The organism is Pseudomonas psychrophila HA-4 (assembly GCF_000282975.1).
Lineage (GTDB): Bacteria > Pseudomonadota > Gammaproteobacteria > Pseudomonadales > Pseudomonadaceae > Aquipseudomonas > Aquipseudomonas psychrophila_A.
The window spans coordinates 1-16208 of sequence record NZ_ALJC01000144.1 but is presented as its reverse complement, the minus strand read 5'-3'; the positions used below and the strand labels follow the sequence as shown (position 1 = coordinate 16208).

Annotated in this window: 16 protein-coding genes; 11 read left to right on the top strand and 5 right to left on the bottom strand. The window is 58.2% G+C overall.

Features of this window, described 5'->3' with window-relative positions; translation table 11 throughout:
* Positions 1-150: sigma factor (locus B347_RS25385; RefSeq protein WP_033388268.1), on the bottom strand; the 150-nt coding region annotated here is incomplete at its 3' end.
* Between the two features lie 184 nt (positions 151-334).
* Here B347_RS25385 and B347_RS0124335 point away from each other — a divergent pair.
* From B347_RS0124335 to B347_RS0124315, 5 genes are all read left to right on the top strand, one after another.
* Complete coding sequence (locus tag B347_RS0124335; protein WP_019412303.1) at positions 335-886, top strand: RNA polymerase sigma factor; 552 nt, start codon at positions 335-337, stop codon at positions 884-886.
* Positions 883-1872, top strand: coding sequence for a FecR family protein (locus B347_RS0124330; RefSeq protein WP_019412302.1), 990 nt, complete (start codon positions 883-885; stop codon positions 1870-1872). Before B347_RS0124335 ends, B347_RS0124330 begins: the two co-directional genes overlap by 4 nt.
* A gap of 161 nt (positions 1873-2033) precedes the next feature.
* Positions 2034-2225: a hypothetical protein gene (locus B347_RS0124325; protein ID WP_019412301.1), complete on the top strand. Its 192-nt coding sequence runs from the start codon at positions 2034-2036 to the stop codon at positions 2223-2225.
* On the top strand, positions 2215-2484 hold the full coding sequence (locus tag B347_RS0124320; protein ID WP_019412300.1) for a type II toxin-antitoxin system RelE/ParE family toxin: 270 nt from the start codon (positions 2215-2217) through the stop codon (positions 2482-2484). The genes B347_RS0124325 and B347_RS0124320 overlap by 11 nt, the downstream gene beginning before the upstream one ends.
* A gap of 130 nt (positions 2485-2614) precedes the next feature.
* Positions 2615-5047 (top strand): TonB-dependent siderophore receptor, encoded by a 2433-nt coding sequence (locus B347_RS0124315; RefSeq protein WP_019412299.1) that lies wholly within the window; start codon positions 2615-2617, stop codon positions 5045-5047.
* 54 nt (positions 5048-5101) lie between these two features.
* Here the strand turns inward: B347_RS0124315 and B347_RS0124310 are convergent, their stop codons facing one another.
* Positions 5102-5980 carry a helix-turn-helix domain-containing protein gene (locus B347_RS0124310; RefSeq protein ID WP_019412298.1) on the bottom strand — a complete coding sequence of 293 codons (879 nt, stop codon included), beginning with the start codon at positions 5978-5980 and terminating at the stop codon, positions 5102-5104.
* Between the two features lie 134 nt (positions 5981-6114).
* Between B347_RS0124310 and B347_RS0124305 the strand changes: the two genes are divergently transcribed.
* The gene (locus B347_RS0124305) at positions 6115-7011 is read left to right on the top strand and encodes a DMT family transporter (RefSeq protein ID WP_019412297.1); all 897 of its coding nucleotides are present in this window, start codon (positions 6115-6117) and stop codon (positions 7009-7011) included.
* Positions 7012-7125: 114 nt separating this feature from the next.
* On the opposite strand, the gene B347_RS0124300 is transcribed toward B347_RS0124305, so the two are convergent.
* Together B347_RS0124300 and B347_RS0124295 are read right to left on the bottom strand one after the other, a co-directional pair.
* Complete coding sequence (locus tag B347_RS0124300) at positions 7126-8115, bottom strand: 2-hydroxyacid dehydrogenase (RefSeq protein WP_026014400.1); 990 nt, start codon at positions 8113-8115, stop codon at positions 7126-7128.
* A 77-nt stretch (positions 8116-8192) separates the two neighbouring features.
* Positions 8193-9116 (bottom strand): LysR family transcriptional regulator, encoded by a 924-nt coding sequence (locus B347_RS0124295; RefSeq protein ID WP_019412295.1) that lies wholly within the window; start codon positions 9114-9116, stop codon positions 8193-8195.
* 126 nt (positions 9117-9242) lie between these two features.
* Here B347_RS0124295 and B347_RS0124290 point away from each other — a divergent pair, with 126 nt between their 5' ends.
* A complete protein-coding gene (locus B347_RS0124290; protein ID WP_019412294.1) occupies positions 9243-9989 on the top strand; it encodes a 3-oxoacyl-ACP reductase family protein in 747 nt (248 codons plus the stop codon).
* A gap of 118 nt (positions 9990-10107) precedes the next feature.
* Here the strand turns inward: B347_RS0124290 and B347_RS0124285 are convergent, their stop codons facing one another.
* Positions 10108-11040 carry a LysR family transcriptional regulator gene (locus B347_RS0124285; RefSeq protein ID WP_019412293.1) on the bottom strand — a complete coding sequence of 311 codons (933 nt, stop codon included), beginning with the start codon at positions 11038-11040 and terminating at the stop codon, positions 10108-10110.
* Positions 11041-11258: 218 nt separating this feature from the next.
* Here B347_RS0124285 and B347_RS0124280 point away from each other — a divergent pair, with 218 nt between their 5' ends.
* From B347_RS0124280 to B347_RS0124265, 4 genes are all read left to right on the top strand, one after another.
* Positions 11259-12761 (top strand): efflux transporter outer membrane subunit, encoded by a 1503-nt coding sequence (locus B347_RS0124280; protein WP_019412292.1) that lies wholly within the window; start codon positions 11259-11261, stop codon positions 12759-12761.
* Positions 12762-12834: 73 nt separating this feature from the next.
* Positions 12835-15021: an FUSC family protein gene (locus tag B347_RS0124275; RefSeq protein ID WP_019412291.1), complete on the top strand. Its 2187-nt coding sequence runs from the start codon at positions 12835-12837 to the stop codon at positions 15019-15021.
* On the top strand, positions 15011-15211 hold the full coding sequence (locus B347_RS0124270; RefSeq protein ID WP_016781859.1) for a DUF1656 domain-containing protein: 201 nt from the start codon (positions 15011-15013) through the stop codon (positions 15209-15211). Before B347_RS0124275 ends, B347_RS0124270 begins: the two co-directional genes overlap by 11 nt.
* Before the next feature lie 10 nt (positions 15212-15221).
* A complete protein-coding gene (locus tag B347_RS0124265; RefSeq protein WP_019412290.1) occupies positions 15222-16082 on the top strand; it encodes an efflux RND transporter periplasmic adaptor subunit in 861 nt (286 codons plus the stop codon).
* Positions 16083-16208: the final 126 nt, after the last annotated feature.

Genomic DNA, 16208 nt, shown 5'->3' with positions numbered 1-16208 from the left:
GGGTGTTTCGCGGCTGATCAACAGCCGCATGAAGGTGTCTTGAGCCAGATCAGCAGCGCTTTGCGGGCAGCCCAGCTTGCTGCGCAACCAACCCGTAAGCCAGCTGTGATGGTCTAGATACAGAACCTCGACGGTGTTTGGCTGCGACAACGACCACTCCAGCTGCGTTGAGAACGCTTTAGAGAACAAGAATTGTTCGCATTGTAGGGGTGAGTGATTGCATTGAGCAATCGCCACGGATCAAAGGATTCAGCACAGCACGTCATCTCGTTTTGCATATGAGAATATTTATCATTAATATCCGTCTACTTTTTTGACTTCCGCATCGACGCCCATGACCGCTCCCGAACACAAGGATGGCCCTGGCAGTGAATCGCGCCATGGACGTGCGCATTTTCTGCAGGTGTTTTTATCCCAGCGCCCGCAAATGGAAGCGTTGGTCAGTCGTCGCGTCGGCTGTCGGGCCACCGCAGCCGATCTGGTTCAGGATTTATTTCTACGGTTCTGGCGGCGACCCTTGGTCCAAGTCGAGGAACTGGGCACTTATCTATTGCGCTGTGCGGGGAACATCGCGATCGACCACTTGCGTAGCGAAGGCACACGAGATCGCGTCAACCAACATTGGCAATCCGAGCCTGACGCTAAAGGCAGCGAACCGCAGGCAGCACTTGAGGCGGGCAACGATTTGCGTCAAGTAGAAGCGGCCTTGCGTTGCCTGCCTGAGCGCACCCGGCATATCTTTTTGCTCAATCGTATTCACGGTCGTACCTATGCCGACATCGCTAAGGTGATGGGCGTGTCCCAAAGTGCGGTCGAAAAACATATGATGCGCGCCCTAGAGGCCTGCAAGGCCAGCTTGCGTGAGCCGCCAGGGGCAGCATCGTGACCCATCATTCGAATATCCCGGTGACACCCGAGCAGGAGCGCGCGGCGCTGCAATGGCTGAGCGTGCTACACGATCATCCGGACAGTGGTGACCAAGCCACCTTTAGTTCTTGGCTGCAAGCCGACCCTGCCCATGCGCAGGCCTACGCCCAGGCTCAAGTGGTGTGGGAGTTGAGCGAAGTGGCCGGCAGAGCCTTGGCCAACGAAGACGCGCGGGTGTTGCAGCGCTACCTGTCGCAGATGAACGTGAGCCGTCGCACTCGCATCGCGCGCTGGTCCAGCGGGCTGGCAGTGGCGGCATGTCTGCTGGTGATGGTGGGCGTGTTTGCGGGCTGGCAACCGATGCGCTGGGTGAATGACCTAGGCGCCGATTACGTCAGTGCGCCGGGGCAAGTACGCACACTCACCCTGGCCGATAAATCCGAAGTCACGTTGGGCGCCGACAGCGCCATCGCGGTGAGCTTCAACGGCAGTGAGCGCCATGTTGAGTTGCGCCGTGGCGTGGCGTTCTTCCATGTCACCCGCACTGGACAGCCGTTTGTGGTGGACGCCGACGGCGGCGAAGCGCGGGTAGTGGGCACCGAGTTTGAAGTGCGCTTGCAGCCGGGCGGGGCGCAGGTCACGGTGCTGTCCGGGCGGGTCGGGGTCAAGGCTGACAAAGATGCACCGCAGCAGATTCTCAACGCCGATCAACAAGTGGCCTACACCTCTGGCGTGGCAGAGACCGTGCAACGCGTCGATAGCCTCGCACAATTGGGTTGGCGCACGGGTTGGCTGACGTACTACAAAACGCCGATGGTTGACGTTGTCGCCGACCTCAAACGTTATTTCCCTGGGCAGATTGTGCTGCTGAACGCTCAATTGGGAGAGCGGCGCATCAGCGGCAGCTTCCCCAGCCAAGACCCGCAAGCGGTGATCAACTCACTGCAAGGCGTGTTGGGGTTTGAACAACACAGCGTGTTGGGGCGGGTGATTGTTCTGCGTTGACGACCGGATTTTTCCTGCGTGCAGCAGTGTGTTGAACGGCTTGTGGGAGTGGCTTACCGCGCCTAGTCTTCAACTGCTTGGTTCAACCCCCTTCATCGGGCTGGCAACGACAGCGAATCAGGCACGGATTAGACTCTCTGCATCAACACTGGAGGCCCACGATGAGTGCCAAACCCACACCCGGCGTTTCAGACTTCGAAACCAAAGAGCAGGCGGCCAGTTATGACCGTTGGTTTCGTGCCAAGGTGCAAGCAGCCTTGGATGATTCAAGTTCTGGTATTTCGCACGATCAAGTAATGGCCGACCTACGAGCCCTGATCGACTCGAAGCGCAATAAGCACAGTGCAGATTGAGTGGCGGCCCGAAGCTCGGGCTGAGCTCTTGCGAATTATTGACTACATGGCTGACCGCAACCTTGCTGCCGCAATTGAACTGAACAACGCCATTGAAACTGTGACCTCAGCACTTTCTGAACACCCCTATCTCTATCGGTTTGGTCGAGTGCCTAACACTCGAGAAATTGTTGTGCATCCGAATTACCTGGTGGTCTATCGAGTCAGTGATCGAATCGATATTTTGGCCGTTCTGCATGCTAGGCAAAAATACGCCTGACACGGCTCTTGTAGCAGCCTCACTTAATTATTTTTCAATCTGAGATGAGGTAAACCTCACGCTCATCCGTGTAGTGCTTGAAAATGCGAAAAATTCGCATTCCGTAGCAGGTCACACACAGGTCATGAGCATGAAGTCCAGGGCAACGTCGGCGGCAGGTGGTTCGTTAAAGCAGTGGTTGAGCGCGTCGGCGCTGTTGATGGCAGGCTTGGCGCTAAGCCCACTGAGCGTGGCGTTGGCTGAAGGTTCTGCCCAGCAACAAGCGGTGGCTCTGTTTGACTTCAATCTACCGGCTAAGTCGTTGCCTCAAGCGCTCAACGATTTCAGCCGGGTGACCGGCCTCAGTGTGGTCTACACCGACGAAGCGCCCTTTGGCCTGCAAGCCCCAGCGATCAAAGGCCGTATGAGTGCTGACCAAGCTTTGCAGCAATTATTGGCGCAATCGGGTTTTAACGTCCGTCGCATCGACGGTAAAACCCTTGCCCTCGAACCCCAACCGACCGCGGGTGCCTTGAACCTGGGCGCCACCAGCATCACGTCGCAGTTGCAAAACGACACCACGTATCAGCCACCTGCCACGACCTCTGTGATGCGCGGCACAGGCACGTCGATGGAAGTCCCGCAAACCATCAACGTGGTGTCCGCTCAGGTTATTCGCGATCAGGCGCCGCGTAATCTGGATGACGCGCTGAACAACATCAGCGGCATTACGCAGGGCAACACGCTGGGCAGCACCCAAGACTCGGTCATGAAGCGCGGTTTTGGTGACAACCGCGATGGCTCGATCATGCGTGATGGCATGCCGATTGTTCAGGGCCGGGCGCTCAATGCCACCGCTGAGCGAGTCGAAGTGCTCAAAGGCCCAGCCTCGTTGCTGTACGGCATTCAAGACCCCGGTGGCGTGGTCAACGTGGTCAGCAAAAAGCCTCAATTGCAGCAGTACAACGCGCTCACGGTGCGTGGCTCAAGTTATGGCACTGGTAAGAATGGCAGCGGCGGCAGCCTCGATAGCACCGGCCCGATAGGTGATTCGGGGCTGGCTTACCGAATGATCGTTGACCACGAAGACGAAGATTACTGGCGCAACTTTGGTGTGCATCGCGAGACGCTGGTAGCCCCGTCGCTGGCTTGGTATGGCGACAACACCCAAGTGCTGCTGGCGTACGAGCACCGTGAATTCCTGTCGCCGTTTGACCGCGGCACCGCGATCAATCCCGCGACCAATCATCCGTTGGACATCCCGGCCACGCGCCGACTGGATGAGCCGTTCAACAACATGGAAGGGCGTTCGGACCTGTACCGCTTTGAAGTCGATCATGACCTCAATGACGACTGGAAAGCTCACGTTGGCTATAGCTGGAACCGCGAAACTTACGACGCCAGCCAAGTGCGCGTGACCAAGGTCAAACCGGACGGCACCCTGACCCGTAACATGGACGGCACCCAAGGCGCCCTTACTACCGACCGTTTTGCCACGGTCAGCCTGCAAGGCAAGGTTCAGGCCGCGGGCATGCAGCATGACTTGGTGTTTGGCTTTGATGACGAATACCGCAAAACCTATCGCGCTGAGTTGATCCGTCAAAACAGCAAGTCCAGCTTCAGCTACCTGAATCCGGTGTATGGCAATGAAGTGGCGGGCACCACAGTCAGCGCCAAGGACAGCAACCAGACGGACTTGCTGCGCAGCGACTCGTTATTCGCCCAAGACTCCATTCACCTCACCGATCAATGGATTCTGGTGGCCGGGGCGCGCTTCCAGAAGTACGACCAATTGGCGGGTAAAGCCATTCCCTTCAAAGCCAATACCGATACCAACGGGGTGAAATGGATTCCGCGTGCCGGTCTGGTGTACCGCTACACCGATGAGCTGTCGTTCTATGGCAGCTACACCGAATCGTTCAAGCCCAACTCCACCATCGCCCCGCTGGAGGGCGGTGTGGTGCTGGATTCCGCCATTGCACCTGAGCAGTCCAAAGCGTGGGAGTTGGGCGCCAAACTTGATATTCCAGGCCGTATCACCGGCACGGTGGCGTTGTACAACATTGAAAAACGTAACGTACTGGTGTCGACCACTGTGGGCGCAGACACCGTTTACTCGACGGCGGGTCAGGTTCGCTCACGCGGTCTTGAACTGGATGTCAGCGGCCAACTGAGCGAGAACTGGAGTCTGATCGGCAGCTACGCCTACACCGATGCCGAAGTGACCAAAGACGTCACCTACCAAGGTATGCGCTTGCAGAACGTGGCCAAAAACAGCGGCTCGGTCTCGGCGGTGTATGACTTCGGCACCATCATCGGCGGTGACAAGCTGCGGGTGGGTGCGGGCGCACGCTATGTGGGCGAACGGGCGGGTGATGCCCTGAACGACTTCGACCTGCCGGCTTACACCGTGGCCGATGCCTTTGCCACCTACGACACTCACATCGAAGGGCAGAAGGTCAAATTCCAGTTCAACGTGAAAAACCTGTTTGACCGCACTTACTACACCTCGGCGGCCAGCCGAACCTTCGTATCGATAGGTGATTCGCGTCAGTTCACGCTCGCCAGCACGCTGGAGTTTTAACCGACTGACTCGTGTACGCGCTCGCGATTTTAAGGGTTAAAAGATCGCGAGTGCCTACAGGGGCCTGAACGCTGCCCGGTATTCCCCCGGCGTGGCGCCCATGGCTTGTTTGAAGCGATTGGTGAAATGGCTGGCGCTGGCAAAGCCACACGCCAGGGCAATGTCCCCCAACGCCAGTGAACCGCTGCGCAGCAACTCACGGGCCCGGGCCATTCGCCGGGCCAGCACGTATTGGTGAGGCGGTACGCCGAAGCTTTCACGAAACATCCGTGCAAAGTGATACGGCGACAGCGCGCAGTGCGCGGCCAGTTGCCCGATGCTGATCGGCTCGGCCAGTGAGTGCTCAATGTGTTCGACCAATTGGCGACGTTGCCAAGCCGCCAACCCGCCTTTGAGATGAAGCCCCTCGCGCATGCCCACCTGACTCAACAGCGCATGATCGAGCACGGCGCTGGCCAGGCTGCTGGTTAACAAACGCTCGCTCGGTTCGCTCCAGTTCATTTTGATCAATTGCTGAAAGCGCAGGCTTTGCTGCTCGTCGTCCTGAAATGTGATTTCGTGCAGTTGCAAGGTGCGGGGTTCGCGGTCGAGCAACGTGATGCAGCCCAGTGCGAATTGCTCCTGACTGACATACACGTGGGCCAGCCGGATTTCACCGTTAATGATCCACGACGACTGATGCTCGGCGGGTAGCACACACAGTTTGCCGGGTGCGCCCTTGGTGCTCGGCTTTTCGCGCCGAAAGGTACCGGTGCCGCCGGAGATGTAGCACGACAAGGTGTGGTGAGTCGGCGCTTCGTAAAAACGCGCGTCATGATGGTTGCTCCACAACGCCGCAGCCATGCCGTCACCCAATTCGGCGCTGTGCTCCAGCCGGGCATTGGGCGAGCTGCCCATGGCTTGAAAGACTTGCAGGTTGTGCAGTGTGTGCATGATCAGATCTCCAACGTTTTGCATCCTACTCTGTCGCGCGCCGCCTGCCAGCCCCGTTAAAACAAAAGCGCAAGAATCTGCAAGTGCAGCCATGCATCAAGTCGCACACTGAACGCCATTGACTGGAGTGCGCCATGAACCTGTTTTTATATGCGTTAACGGTACTGATCTGGGGCACCACGTGGATTGCTCTCAAACTGCAACTGGGTGTCGTTGCGATTCCGGTGTCGATTGTTTATCGCTTCGGACTGGCTGCGTTGGTGCTGTTTGCACTGCTGTTACTCAGTGGTCGATTGCAAGCCATGAACCGACGCGGCCACCTGATTTGCTTGGCTCAAGGCATCTGCCTGTTCTGCGTGAACTTCATGTGCTTTTTAACCGCCAGCCAGTGGGTGCCCACGGGGCTGATCGCGGTGGTGTTTTCCACCGCCACGCTCTGGAATGCCTTGAATGCGCGGGTGTTTTTCAAACAGAAAATCGCCCGTAACGTGATCGCCGGCGGCGGCTTGGGCCTGTTCGGGTTGGCGCTGTTGTTCTGGCCAGAACTGAGCGGGCACACCGCAACCCCTGAAACCCTGCTGGGATTGGGTCTGGCCCTGATCGGCACGATGTGTTTCTCGGCGGGGAATATGTTGTCGAGCCTGCAACAAAAAGCCGGGCTCAAACCACTGACCACCAATGCCTGGGGCATGTTGTATGGCGCGAGCCTGTTGGCGTTGTACTGCGCGATTAGCGGCATTCCGTTCAACATGGAGTGGAACACGCGCTACATCGCCTCGTTGCTGTACCTAGTAATACCGGGTTCGGTGATTGGCTTTACCGCGTACCTAACCCTGGTTGGGCGCATGGGCCCCGAGCGGGCGGCGTATTGCACCGTGTTGTTCCCGCTGGTGGCGCTCAACGTGTCTGCTTTTGTTGAGGGATACCAGTGGACGGCACCGGCCTTGGCCGGTTTGGTACTGGTGATGCTGGGTAACGTACTGGTGTTCCGTAAACCCAAGCCCGTAGCGATTACGGCCAAACTGGCCTGAGAAAATCCTGTAGCCGCTGCTGAGGGCTGCGATGGGTTGTGCTGCGACCTTGTTGTTGAAGGCCCTTCAGCCCTTATCGCAGCGTGCGGCAGCGGCCACAGGTTTTGGCTGTGTTTAGCCTTTAAATACCTGCGGGTTAACCAAGTCTTGCGGGCGCTCGCCCAGCAAGGCGCTGCGCAGGTTCTCCAGCGCACGATTGGCCATGGCCTCGCGGGTTTCGTGGGTCGCCGAACCAATGTGCGGCAATGTCACGGCGTTTTTTAACGCAAACAATGGCGACTCAGCCAGTGGCTCTTTCTCATACACATCCAAGCCTGCGCCACGAATCGTGTTGTTTTGCAGCGCTTCAATCAGCGCTGCTTCGTCCACCACCGGGCCGCGAGAAATGTTGACCAAAATCGCGCTTTTCTTCATCAGGTTCAGTTCGCGATGGCTGATCAGGTGTTTGGTTTTCTCGCTCAACGGCACGACTAGGCACACAAAGTCCGCCTCGGACAACAACTGATCCAGCGTGCGGAACTGCGCGCCCAATTCTTGCTCAAGTTCGGTTTTGCGGCTGTTACCGCTGTACAGAATCGGCATGTTGAAACCCAGGCGGCCACGACGGGCGACGGCGGCACCAATGTTGCCCATGCCGACAATGCCCAAGGTTTTGCCATGCACATCGCTGCCAAACAATGCAGGCCCCACGCTGGCTTTCCATTCTCCAGCCTTGGTCCAGGCATCAAGCTCAGCAACGCGGCGGGCACTGCTCATGATCAGCGTAAAGCCTAGGTCGGCGGTGCTTTCAGTCAGAACGTCGGGGGTATTGGTGAGCATGATCCCGCGTTCGTTGAAGTAGTCGACGTCGTAGTTGTCGTAACCCACCGACACGCTGGACACCACTTCGAGGTGTTTGGCGTTTTCCAACTGCTCGCGACCCAATTTGCGGCCTACGCCGATCAAGCCATGGGCGTGGGGCAAGGCCTCATCGAACTGAGCGTTGATGTTGCCCAGCTTGGGATCCGGCACGATGACGTTGAAGTCCTCTTGCAGGCGTTTGACCATTTCAGGTGTGACGCGGCTAAAGGCTAGTACGGTTTTCTTTGCAGTAGAAAGGCTCATCGGAACATGGCTCGTCGGCTGTCGGGAATGTAAGCACGCTAACATTCATTACCAAATTTTGCAGCGCCCTAGCGTTTTCAGAGTGCACTGAAGCGCTGCGCCAGACCCTGCTCGGCAAATTGCTCGATGATGAAATCGACAAATACCCGGGTCTTGCCGGGCAGTAATTTGTGTTCGGCGTAGTAGATCGAAATGATCCCATCGTCGACATACCAGTCAGGCAGCACGCGCACCAGTTCGCCACTGCGCAGGTAGGGCACGGCGAACGGCATGCTCACCAGTGCGACCCCCAGGCCTTGGGACGCGGCGACGCAGGCGGCTTGCGAGTCGCTCATGGTCATTCGCGCCTTGAGGCTCAAGGGCGCATGCTCACGCGTGCGGCTGGTCAATTGCCACGTGCGGACACGACCGGTTTGCGGGGAGCGGATCAAGATGCCATCACCGTGCTCCAGGTCTGCGGGCGTCAGGATGGCCGGGTGTTGTGAAAGATAATCGCCAGAGGCCACTAACACGCGATGGGCGGGCGTGAGCCTGCGTGCGACGACGCCCTGCGGCAGTTCGAAGCCGCCGCCAATGGCGGCATCAAACCCTTGGCCGATCAGGTCCACCTGGCGGTTATCGAAGTGCCAGTCGGGCGTGATCGCTGGGTAACGGCGCAAAAACTCGCCGAGCAGCGGCACGACATACATCACCCCAGTGAGCACGCCCATGCTGACTTTGAGCGTGCCGGCGGGGCGACCTTCGGCGCTGGCCAAGTTGGCTACCGCGTTCTGAATCGTCGTCAGGCTGGGTCCTACTTCGGTCAAAAACACCTTACCGGCTTCAGTCAGGGTCAGGCGGCGGGTGCTTCGCTGGAACAAGCGAACACCGACCCGAGCCTCAAGCTTGGCCACGCTTTTACCTACGGCGGCCGGGGTTAGGCCCAGTCGCCGGGCGGCTTGCGCAAAGCTGCCGACTTCGGCGCTGCGAACGAAGCATTCGATACTGCTAAAGCTTTCCATGAGGGTCACTCACAACTTTTAGTTGACACAGACTATAGCAATCACGATCTACCCGGCTGGGTGGCCGAGGTCGATACTCGGCTCCATCAGCAAGGCAATCTCGCCTAAAAGCATTGGGAGCAAGTCATGAGCACAGCAAACCTTCACGGCAAAGTCGCTTTGATCCAAGGCGGCTCGCGCGGCATCGGTGCCGCCATCGTCAAACGTCTGGCGGCACAAGGCGCGAGCGTTGCCTTTACCTACGTCAGTTCGGCCAACAAAGCCCAAGACCTGCAAAACAGCCTGATTGCCAGCGGCAGCAAAGCCTTGGCCATTCAGGCTGACAGCGCCGATGCCCAAGCGATTCGTGACGCTGTTGATGCCACCGTCAAAGCGTTCGGGCGTCTGGATATTCTGGTCAACAACGCTGGCGTGCTGGCCGTTGGGCCACTGGAAGATTTCAGCCTGGAAGACTTTGATCGCACCTTGGCTATCAATGTGCGCAGCGTATTCGTGGCCACTCAGGCGGCAGCTAAATACATGACGCAAGGCGGGCGCATCATCAATATCGGCAGCACCAATGCCGAGCGCATGCCATTTGCTGGCGGCGGGCCATATGCCATGAGCAAATCGGCGCTGGTGGGCCTGACTAAAGGCCTGGCTCGTGACTTGGGACCACGGGGCATCACCATCAACAACGTACAGCCGGGCCCGGTGGACACCGACATGAACCCGGCGTCGGGCGATTTTGCCGCCAGCCTGATCCCATTGATGGCCATCGGCCGATATGGCAAAGCAGAAGAAATCGCCAGCTTTGTCGCTTACCTGGCAGGCCCGGAAAGTGGCTACATCACCGGGGCCAGCCTGACGGCGGATGGCGGCTTTAGCGCCTGACACCTGTCCTGTGGGAGCGGGCTTGCTCGCGATTCAGCCGGCGCGGTGTTTCAGATGAACCGCAGCGCTGCTATCGCGAGCAAGCCCGCTCTCACAGGGTAAAAGGTGGTTTTAGTTGTCAGCTATACGTCGCCAATTCCGCCTGATGCGCCGCCAACAGTTCAGGCAGGGAGCTGCGCAAGTACTCAACCCAGGTTTTGATCTTGGCATCCAAGTACTGGCGCGACGGGTAGATGGCGTACAGGTTGAGTTCTTGCGAACGGTAGCTGGGCAACATGCGTACCAATGTGCCGTTGCGTAAACCGTCGATGGCGGCATACAGCGGCAGCACGCCGACGCCCATGCCGCTGGTGATCGCGGTGCGCATTGCATCAGCCGAATTGACCAAAAACGGCGATGAGTTGATCAAGACCATTTCCTGGCCTTCTGGCCCTTCAAATACCCATTTGTCCAGTGCAATTACCGGACTTACCAGGCGCAGGCAGGCATGGTTGAGCAGGTCGCTGGGCTTGGTCGCGCAGCCGTGGGCTTTCACGTAGTCGGGCGAGGCGCAGACGATGCTGTAGGTGATGCCCAAACGCTGTGACACAAAACCCGAGTCCGGCAGTTCGGAGGCCAGCACGATAGAAACGTCATAGCCCTCGTTGAGCAAATCCGGCACGCGGTTGGCCAAGGTCAGGTCGAAGGTAACGTCCGGGTGAGTCTTGCGATAACAGGCAATGGCGTCGATCACAAAGTGATGCCCGATCCCGGTCATGGTATGGACTTTAAGCTGGCCTGCCGGGCGCGAGTGGGCATCGCTGGCTTCGGCCTCGGCTTCTTCGACATACGCCAGAATTTGTTCACATCGCTGCAAGTAACGTTTGCCGGCTTCGGTCAGGGCAATCCGTCGGGTGGTACGGTTGAGCAAGCGGGTTTGCAGGTGCGCCTCAAGGTTGGAGACCGCGCGCGAGACGTTAGCGGTGGTGGTATCCAGCATGGCAGCTGCGGCCGTGAAACTTCCGGCTTCGGCTACGCAACTGAAGGCGCGCATGTTTTGCAAAGTGTCCATGGAGTGCTCTCAAGGGGCGGTATAGGGGACAACAACAAAGGTGGCAGCAGCAAATTGTGACACGAAGTTTCTGTGTTTACAGGCCGGTTTGCATTCGACCAACGGATTATCCCAAGAACGGTAATAAAGATTCACAGTAATGCCAGCTTATCGTTGCGCTTGCCAAGCCATAGACTTCTCTACCTCAAGCCTTCCCCCTATGTCAGGAATTTGCAGCAGTGCAGCGTCGCATCAGCAGAGAGCTTAAAGCCCTCAGTGTTCTGGCTTTATCGTTGGCATTAAATGGTTGTATCGGTTTCGGTGGCATTGCGCCCAAAGGTGAAATGCTCAATGCCAATGCCTTGGCTACTGACGAGGCAATTAAAAGCGCCGCGCAAGACGCAAACTGGCCAAAGGCCCAATGGTGGCACGCTTATGGCGATCCACAATTGGACAGTTGGATCCGTCTGGCTGTTCAGGGTAGTCCAACCATGGCCATTGCCGCCGCTCGTGTGCGTCAGGCCAAGGCCATGGCGGGGGTCGCGGAGTCTGCCGAATCGCTGCAGGTTAATGGCACCTCGACGCTTAAACGCCATCGCTGGCCATCGGATCAATTCTATGGTCCCGGTGACCTGGACAGCGCGAACACCTGGGACAACAACGCCCAGTTAGGTTTTAGTTTTGCCCTCGACCTGTGGGGGCGCGAAAGCAACAGCACCGAGCAGGCTGTGGACATGGCGCACATGAGCGTCGCGCAAGCGCGTCAGGCTCAACTTGAATTGCAGAACAATGTGATTCGCACCTACATCCAATTGTCGCTGCACTACGCGCAGCTCGACATCATCGAATCAACCCTGCACCAGCAAGAGCAAATTCTTGATTTGGCGCAACGTCGACTCGACGGTGGCATCGGAACTCACCTCGAGGTCAGCCAGGCGCAAGCGCCGCTGCCCGAGACCCATCGCCAGATCGACGCACTAGAAGAAGAAATCGCCCTGACGCGTAACCAATTGGCTGCGCTGGCGGGTAAAGGTCCGGGGGAGGGGGCGGGTCTTAAGCGTCCGACGCTGGCGCTGAACACAGCACTCAAATTGCCTTCAACCCTGCCAGCCCAATTGCTCGGCCAACGCCCTGACGTGGTCGCCAGTCGTTGGGAAGTCGCCGCTCAAGCGCGTGGCATAGACGTCGCCCATGCGGGTTTTTACCCGAATGTCGATTTGGTTGGCAGCCTCGGCTTCATGGCCACGGGCGGGACGGCGCTGGGCTTTTTGACGGCTCAAAAAATGAGCTACAACGTGGGGCCGGCAATTTCCTTACCGATCTTTGATGGCGGGCGCTTGCGCTCAGAGTTGGGCGCGGCGTCGGGGGGGTATGACCTGGCGGTGGCCAACTACAACCAGACGCTGGTGAATGCGCTGAAAAGCATCTCTGACCAGTTAATCAAGCGTGAGTCGATGGACAAGCAGCACGTGTTCGCTGCCGAGTCGGTAACGGCTGCGCAGAAAACCTACGACATCGCCATGATCGCCTACCAGCGTGGCCTGACTGACTACCTCAATGTGCTCAACGCGCAAACCTTGCTGTTGCGTCAGCAGCAAGTACAGCAGCAGGTAGAAGCGGCGCGACTGAGTGCTCACGCAGCGCTGGTGACCGCGCTGGGTGGCGGGTTGGGTGCAGGCAGCGACGTGCCCAAAGATGATCGCTACGTGCCCGAAAAACCCAAGCTGGCGCTACCTCTGTAGGCGCGAGCTAGCCTCGCAATTTTTTAACGATCGCAGCCTACGTAGAGTTTCGGCCCATTTTGAGAGCCTATAGATGAACCATTTACCTGCCCCGGTACGCTGGCTGTATTCGCTGGAATGGCGCCGAGGTTTTTTTGACTGGGCGCGCAGCGATGGCGTGACCTGGGTTCATATTTTCAAAGTATTGATCGCAGCGTTCCTGACCTTATGGCTCGCCATGCGCCTCGAGCTGCCGCAACCGCGTACGGCGATGATCACCGTGTTCATCGTGATGCAGCCGCAAAGCGGTCAGGTATTCGCCAAAAGCTTTTATCGGTTTTTGGGTACCTTAACGGGCTCGGCGGTGATGGTGGCGCTGATTGCGCTGTTTGCCCAAAACACGGTGCTGTTTCTGGGGTCACTGGCGATTTGGGTCGGCATCTGCTCGGCTGGCGCAGCCCGCTGCCGTAACTTTCGTGCCTATGGTTTTGTTCTGGCTGGTTACACCGCTGCGATGGTCGGCTTGCCTGCGCTGGCACACCCAGACGGCGCGTTCATGGCCGCCGTGTGGCGGGTGCTGGAAATCTCGCTGGGTATCTTGTGTTCCACCGTGGTCAGTGCCGCTATCTTGCCGAAAACGGCGGGCGCGGCGATGCATGATGCGCTGTACAAACGCTTTGGCGTGTTTGCAGGTTTTGTTGCAGAGGGCCTGCGCGGGCAGTCGACGCAAGAAGCTTATGAAGCCAGCAATGTGCGCTTTATTGGCGAAAGCGTGGGCCTGGAAGGCATGCGCAGCGTGACAGTCTTCGAAGACCCGCACATGCGTCGTCGCAGTGGCCGTCTGAGCCGTCTGAACAGCGAGTTTATGGCTGTGACCACGCGTTTCAACGCCTTGCATCAACTGCTTGCGCGGTTGCGCTCTCGGGGCGTGGAGCCTGTCATCTCGGTGGTTGAACCTGAGATGGAATTGCTTGCGCAACTGCTCGACCCATACAACGGGCGCTCCCTGACCGATAAAGACGCGGTTGTATTGGCCGAGCAATTAGCCGCTTTCAAGGAGCGTCTGCCTGGGCATGTACGTGCTCTGCGCGTCAGTTTTCTCGAAAGCCAACCCAGCGACACGGACTTCCTGGACTTCAACACCGCGTTCGAACTGCTGTTCCGCTTTGTTGACGATTTGCACAACTACGCGCTGACCCACGCGTCACTGGCCGACCACACACACGAGCGCGAGCGGTGGGACCAACCCTTTATCTCGCAAACCAACTGGTGGTCGGCGGCGGCCTCAGGGATTCGGGCGACGTTTATCTTGGTGGTCCTTGGCACCTACTGGGTGATGACGGCTTGGCCCAGCGGCGCCACGATGACCCTGATCGCGGCAGCCACGGTTGGCCTGTCGGCGGCCACGCCCAACCCCAAGCGAATGGCTTTTCAAATGGCCTGCGGGACGTTCATCGGGGCGATAGTGGGCTTTGTCGAAATGTTCTTTGTGCTACCGAACATCGATGGTTTCCCGTTGCTGTGCCTGGTGCTGACCCCCGTTATAGTCTTCGGCTCGTTCCTGACCTCGCGGGCCAATTACGTGGGGGTAGGCTTGGGTTTGCTGATCTTTTTCAGCACCGGCTCGGTGCCCGACAACCTGACCATTTACAACCCGTACCAGTTCATTAACGACTACATCGCCATGGTGCTAGGCATGTTGGTGTGCGCGGCAGCGGGGGCAATCATCCTGCCGCCCAATAGCCACTGGCTGTGGAGCCGTCTGGAGCAAGACTTGCGTGAACAAGTGGTGTACGCCATCAGCGGCAAGTTGCGCGGTTTGAGCTCCAGCCTCGAGAGTCGTACCCGTGACCTGATGCACCAGGCGTATGGCTTGGCTACTGGTCAGCCCAAGGTGCAGCGTGAACTGCTGCGCTGGATGTTCGTGGTGCTGGAGGTGGGGCACGCGATCATCGAATTGCGCAAAGAACAGGCCATTTTGCCGGTGCACCCGGCGTATGCCGACTCTCAGCCTTGGCGTCAGGCCATTCGGGTGATGGGCCGCTCGCTGGTGCGTTTGTTTATCGCCCCGAGCGAAAACAACCTCGAACGCGCACTGATCGCCGTCGATCACGCCATCAGCCGGTGCCAGGCCACCGACGAACCGTTTGCCCGCAACTTCGATACCTCGGCATTGGTGCGGGTGCAAAGCTACCTGCACTTTATTCGTTCTTCACTGCTCGACCCGCAATCGCCGCTGGCGACTTACGCCCAGCCGCAAGGACTTGAAAATGCCTCGTGAAATCGCCTTCCACGGCGTCTACATGCCCACCATGACCCTGATGTTCTTTATTGCGGCGGGGTTGGCGTGGGGCTTTGACCGATTGTTTTCCGGCTACGACCTGTACCGCTTCTTCTGGCACCCGGCGCTGCTGCGTTTGAGCCTGTTTGCCTGTCTTTTTGGCGCCATGGCGCTCACTGTTTACCGTTGAGACTGATCCGATGAAAAAGTTCTTCAGCCTGCTCGCCACCTTGCTGGTTTTGGCCCTTGCGATATGGATCGGCCGCACCCTTTGGGTGCATTACATGAACACCCCGTGGACCCGTGATGGTCGGGTACGGGCTGACATCATCAACGTTGCTGCTGACGTGAACGGCTACGTGGTCAACGTGCCGGTCAAAGACAATCAATTGGTGAAAAAGGGCGATGTGCTGCTCGAAATCGACCCTGAGCACTACGCCATTGCCGTGAAACAAGCTGAATCATTGGTGGCCTCACGCAAGGCCACGTGGGAGATGCGCAAAGTAAACGCCCGTCGCCGGGCCGACATGGACAACCTGGTGATCTCGCGTGAAAACCGCGATGACGCGAGCAACATTGCCGACTCGGCACTGGCTGATTACCAGCACGCACAGGCGCAACTAGACGCTGCCAAACTCAACCTCAAACGCACCAAAGTGCTGGCCACGGTCGACGGCTACGTGACCAACCTCAACGTGCATCCTGGCGACTATGCGCGGGTCGGTGATCCGAAAATGGCCGTTATCGATATGAACTCGTTCTGGGTGTACGGCTTCTTTGAAGAAACCAAACTGCCGCACGTGCGTGTAGGTGACAAAGCCGAGCTGCAAATGATGAGCGGCGAGGTCTTGAAAGGCCACGTAGAAAGCATCTCGCGCGGCATCTACGACCGCGACAACCCCGAGAGCCGTGAACTGGTGGCCGACGTCAACCCAACCTTCAACTGGGTGCGTTTGGCCCAGCGGGTGCCCGTGCGTATCCACATCGACGAAATCCCTGATGGCTACTTGCTGGCGGCAGGCACCACCTGCACCGTGATCGTGCAGCAGGACGATAAGTGAGCTGCCGTAAGGGCGGAACCCGTCCATCGCCGTTGCACATCGAATGGATATCTACGCCGTGTTTCAAAATAGGAATACCCAATACATATCCGTTACAGGCGTGTAACCGGCATATCCGTTTCGCTC

What these genes read in the sequence shown, in the direction of transcription:
- B347_RS0124305 (WP_019412297.1), top strand. Translation starts at nt 6,115, where the DNA reads ATGAACCTGTTTTTATATGCGTTAACGGTACTGATCTGGGGCACCACG.
- B347_RS0124315 (WP_019412299.1), top strand. Translation starts at nt 2,615, where the DNA reads ATGAAGTCCAGGGCAACGTCGGCGGCAGGTGGTTCGTTAAAGCAGTGG.
- B347_RS0124325 (WP_019412301.1), top strand. Translation starts at nt 2,034, where the DNA reads ATGAGTGCCAAACCCACACCCGGCGTTTCAGACTTCGAAACCAAAGAG.
- B347_RS0124270 (WP_016781859.1), top strand. Translation starts at nt 15,011, where the DNA reads ATGCCTCGTGAAATCGCCTTCCACGGCGTCTACATGCCCACCATGACC.
- B347_RS0124275 (WP_019412291.1), top strand. Translation starts at nt 12,835, where the DNA reads ATGAACCATTTACCTGCCCCGGTACGCTGGCTGTATTCGCTGGAATGG.
- B347_RS0124295 (WP_019412295.1), bottom strand. Translation starts at nt 9,116, where the DNA reads ATGGAAAGCTTTAGCAGTATCGAATGCTTCGTTCGCAGCGCCGAAGTC.
- B347_RS0124290 (WP_019412294.1), top strand. Translation starts at nt 9,243, where the DNA reads ATGAGCACAGCAAACCTTCACGGCAAAGTCGCTTTGATCCAAGGCGGC.
- B347_RS0124300 (WP_026014400.1), bottom strand. Translation starts at nt 8,115, where the DNA reads ATGAGCCTTTCTACTGCAAAGAAAACCGTACTAGCCTTTAGCCGCGTC.
- B347_RS0124265 (WP_019412290.1), top strand. Translation starts at nt 15,222, where the DNA reads ATGAAAAAGTTCTTCAGCCTGCTCGCCACCTTGCTGGTTTTGGCCCTT.
- B347_RS0124285 (WP_019412293.1), bottom strand. Translation starts at nt 11,040, where the DNA reads ATGGACACTTTGCAAAACATGCGCGCCTTCAGTTGCGTAGCCGAAGCC.
- B347_RS0124310 (WP_019412298.1), bottom strand. Translation starts at nt 5,980, where the DNA reads ATGCACACACTGCACAACCTGCAAGTCTTTCAAGCCATGGGCAGCTCG.
- B347_RS0124335 (WP_019412303.1), top strand. Translation starts at nt 335, where the DNA reads ATGACCGCTCCCGAACACAAGGATGGCCCTGGCAGTGAATCGCGCCAT.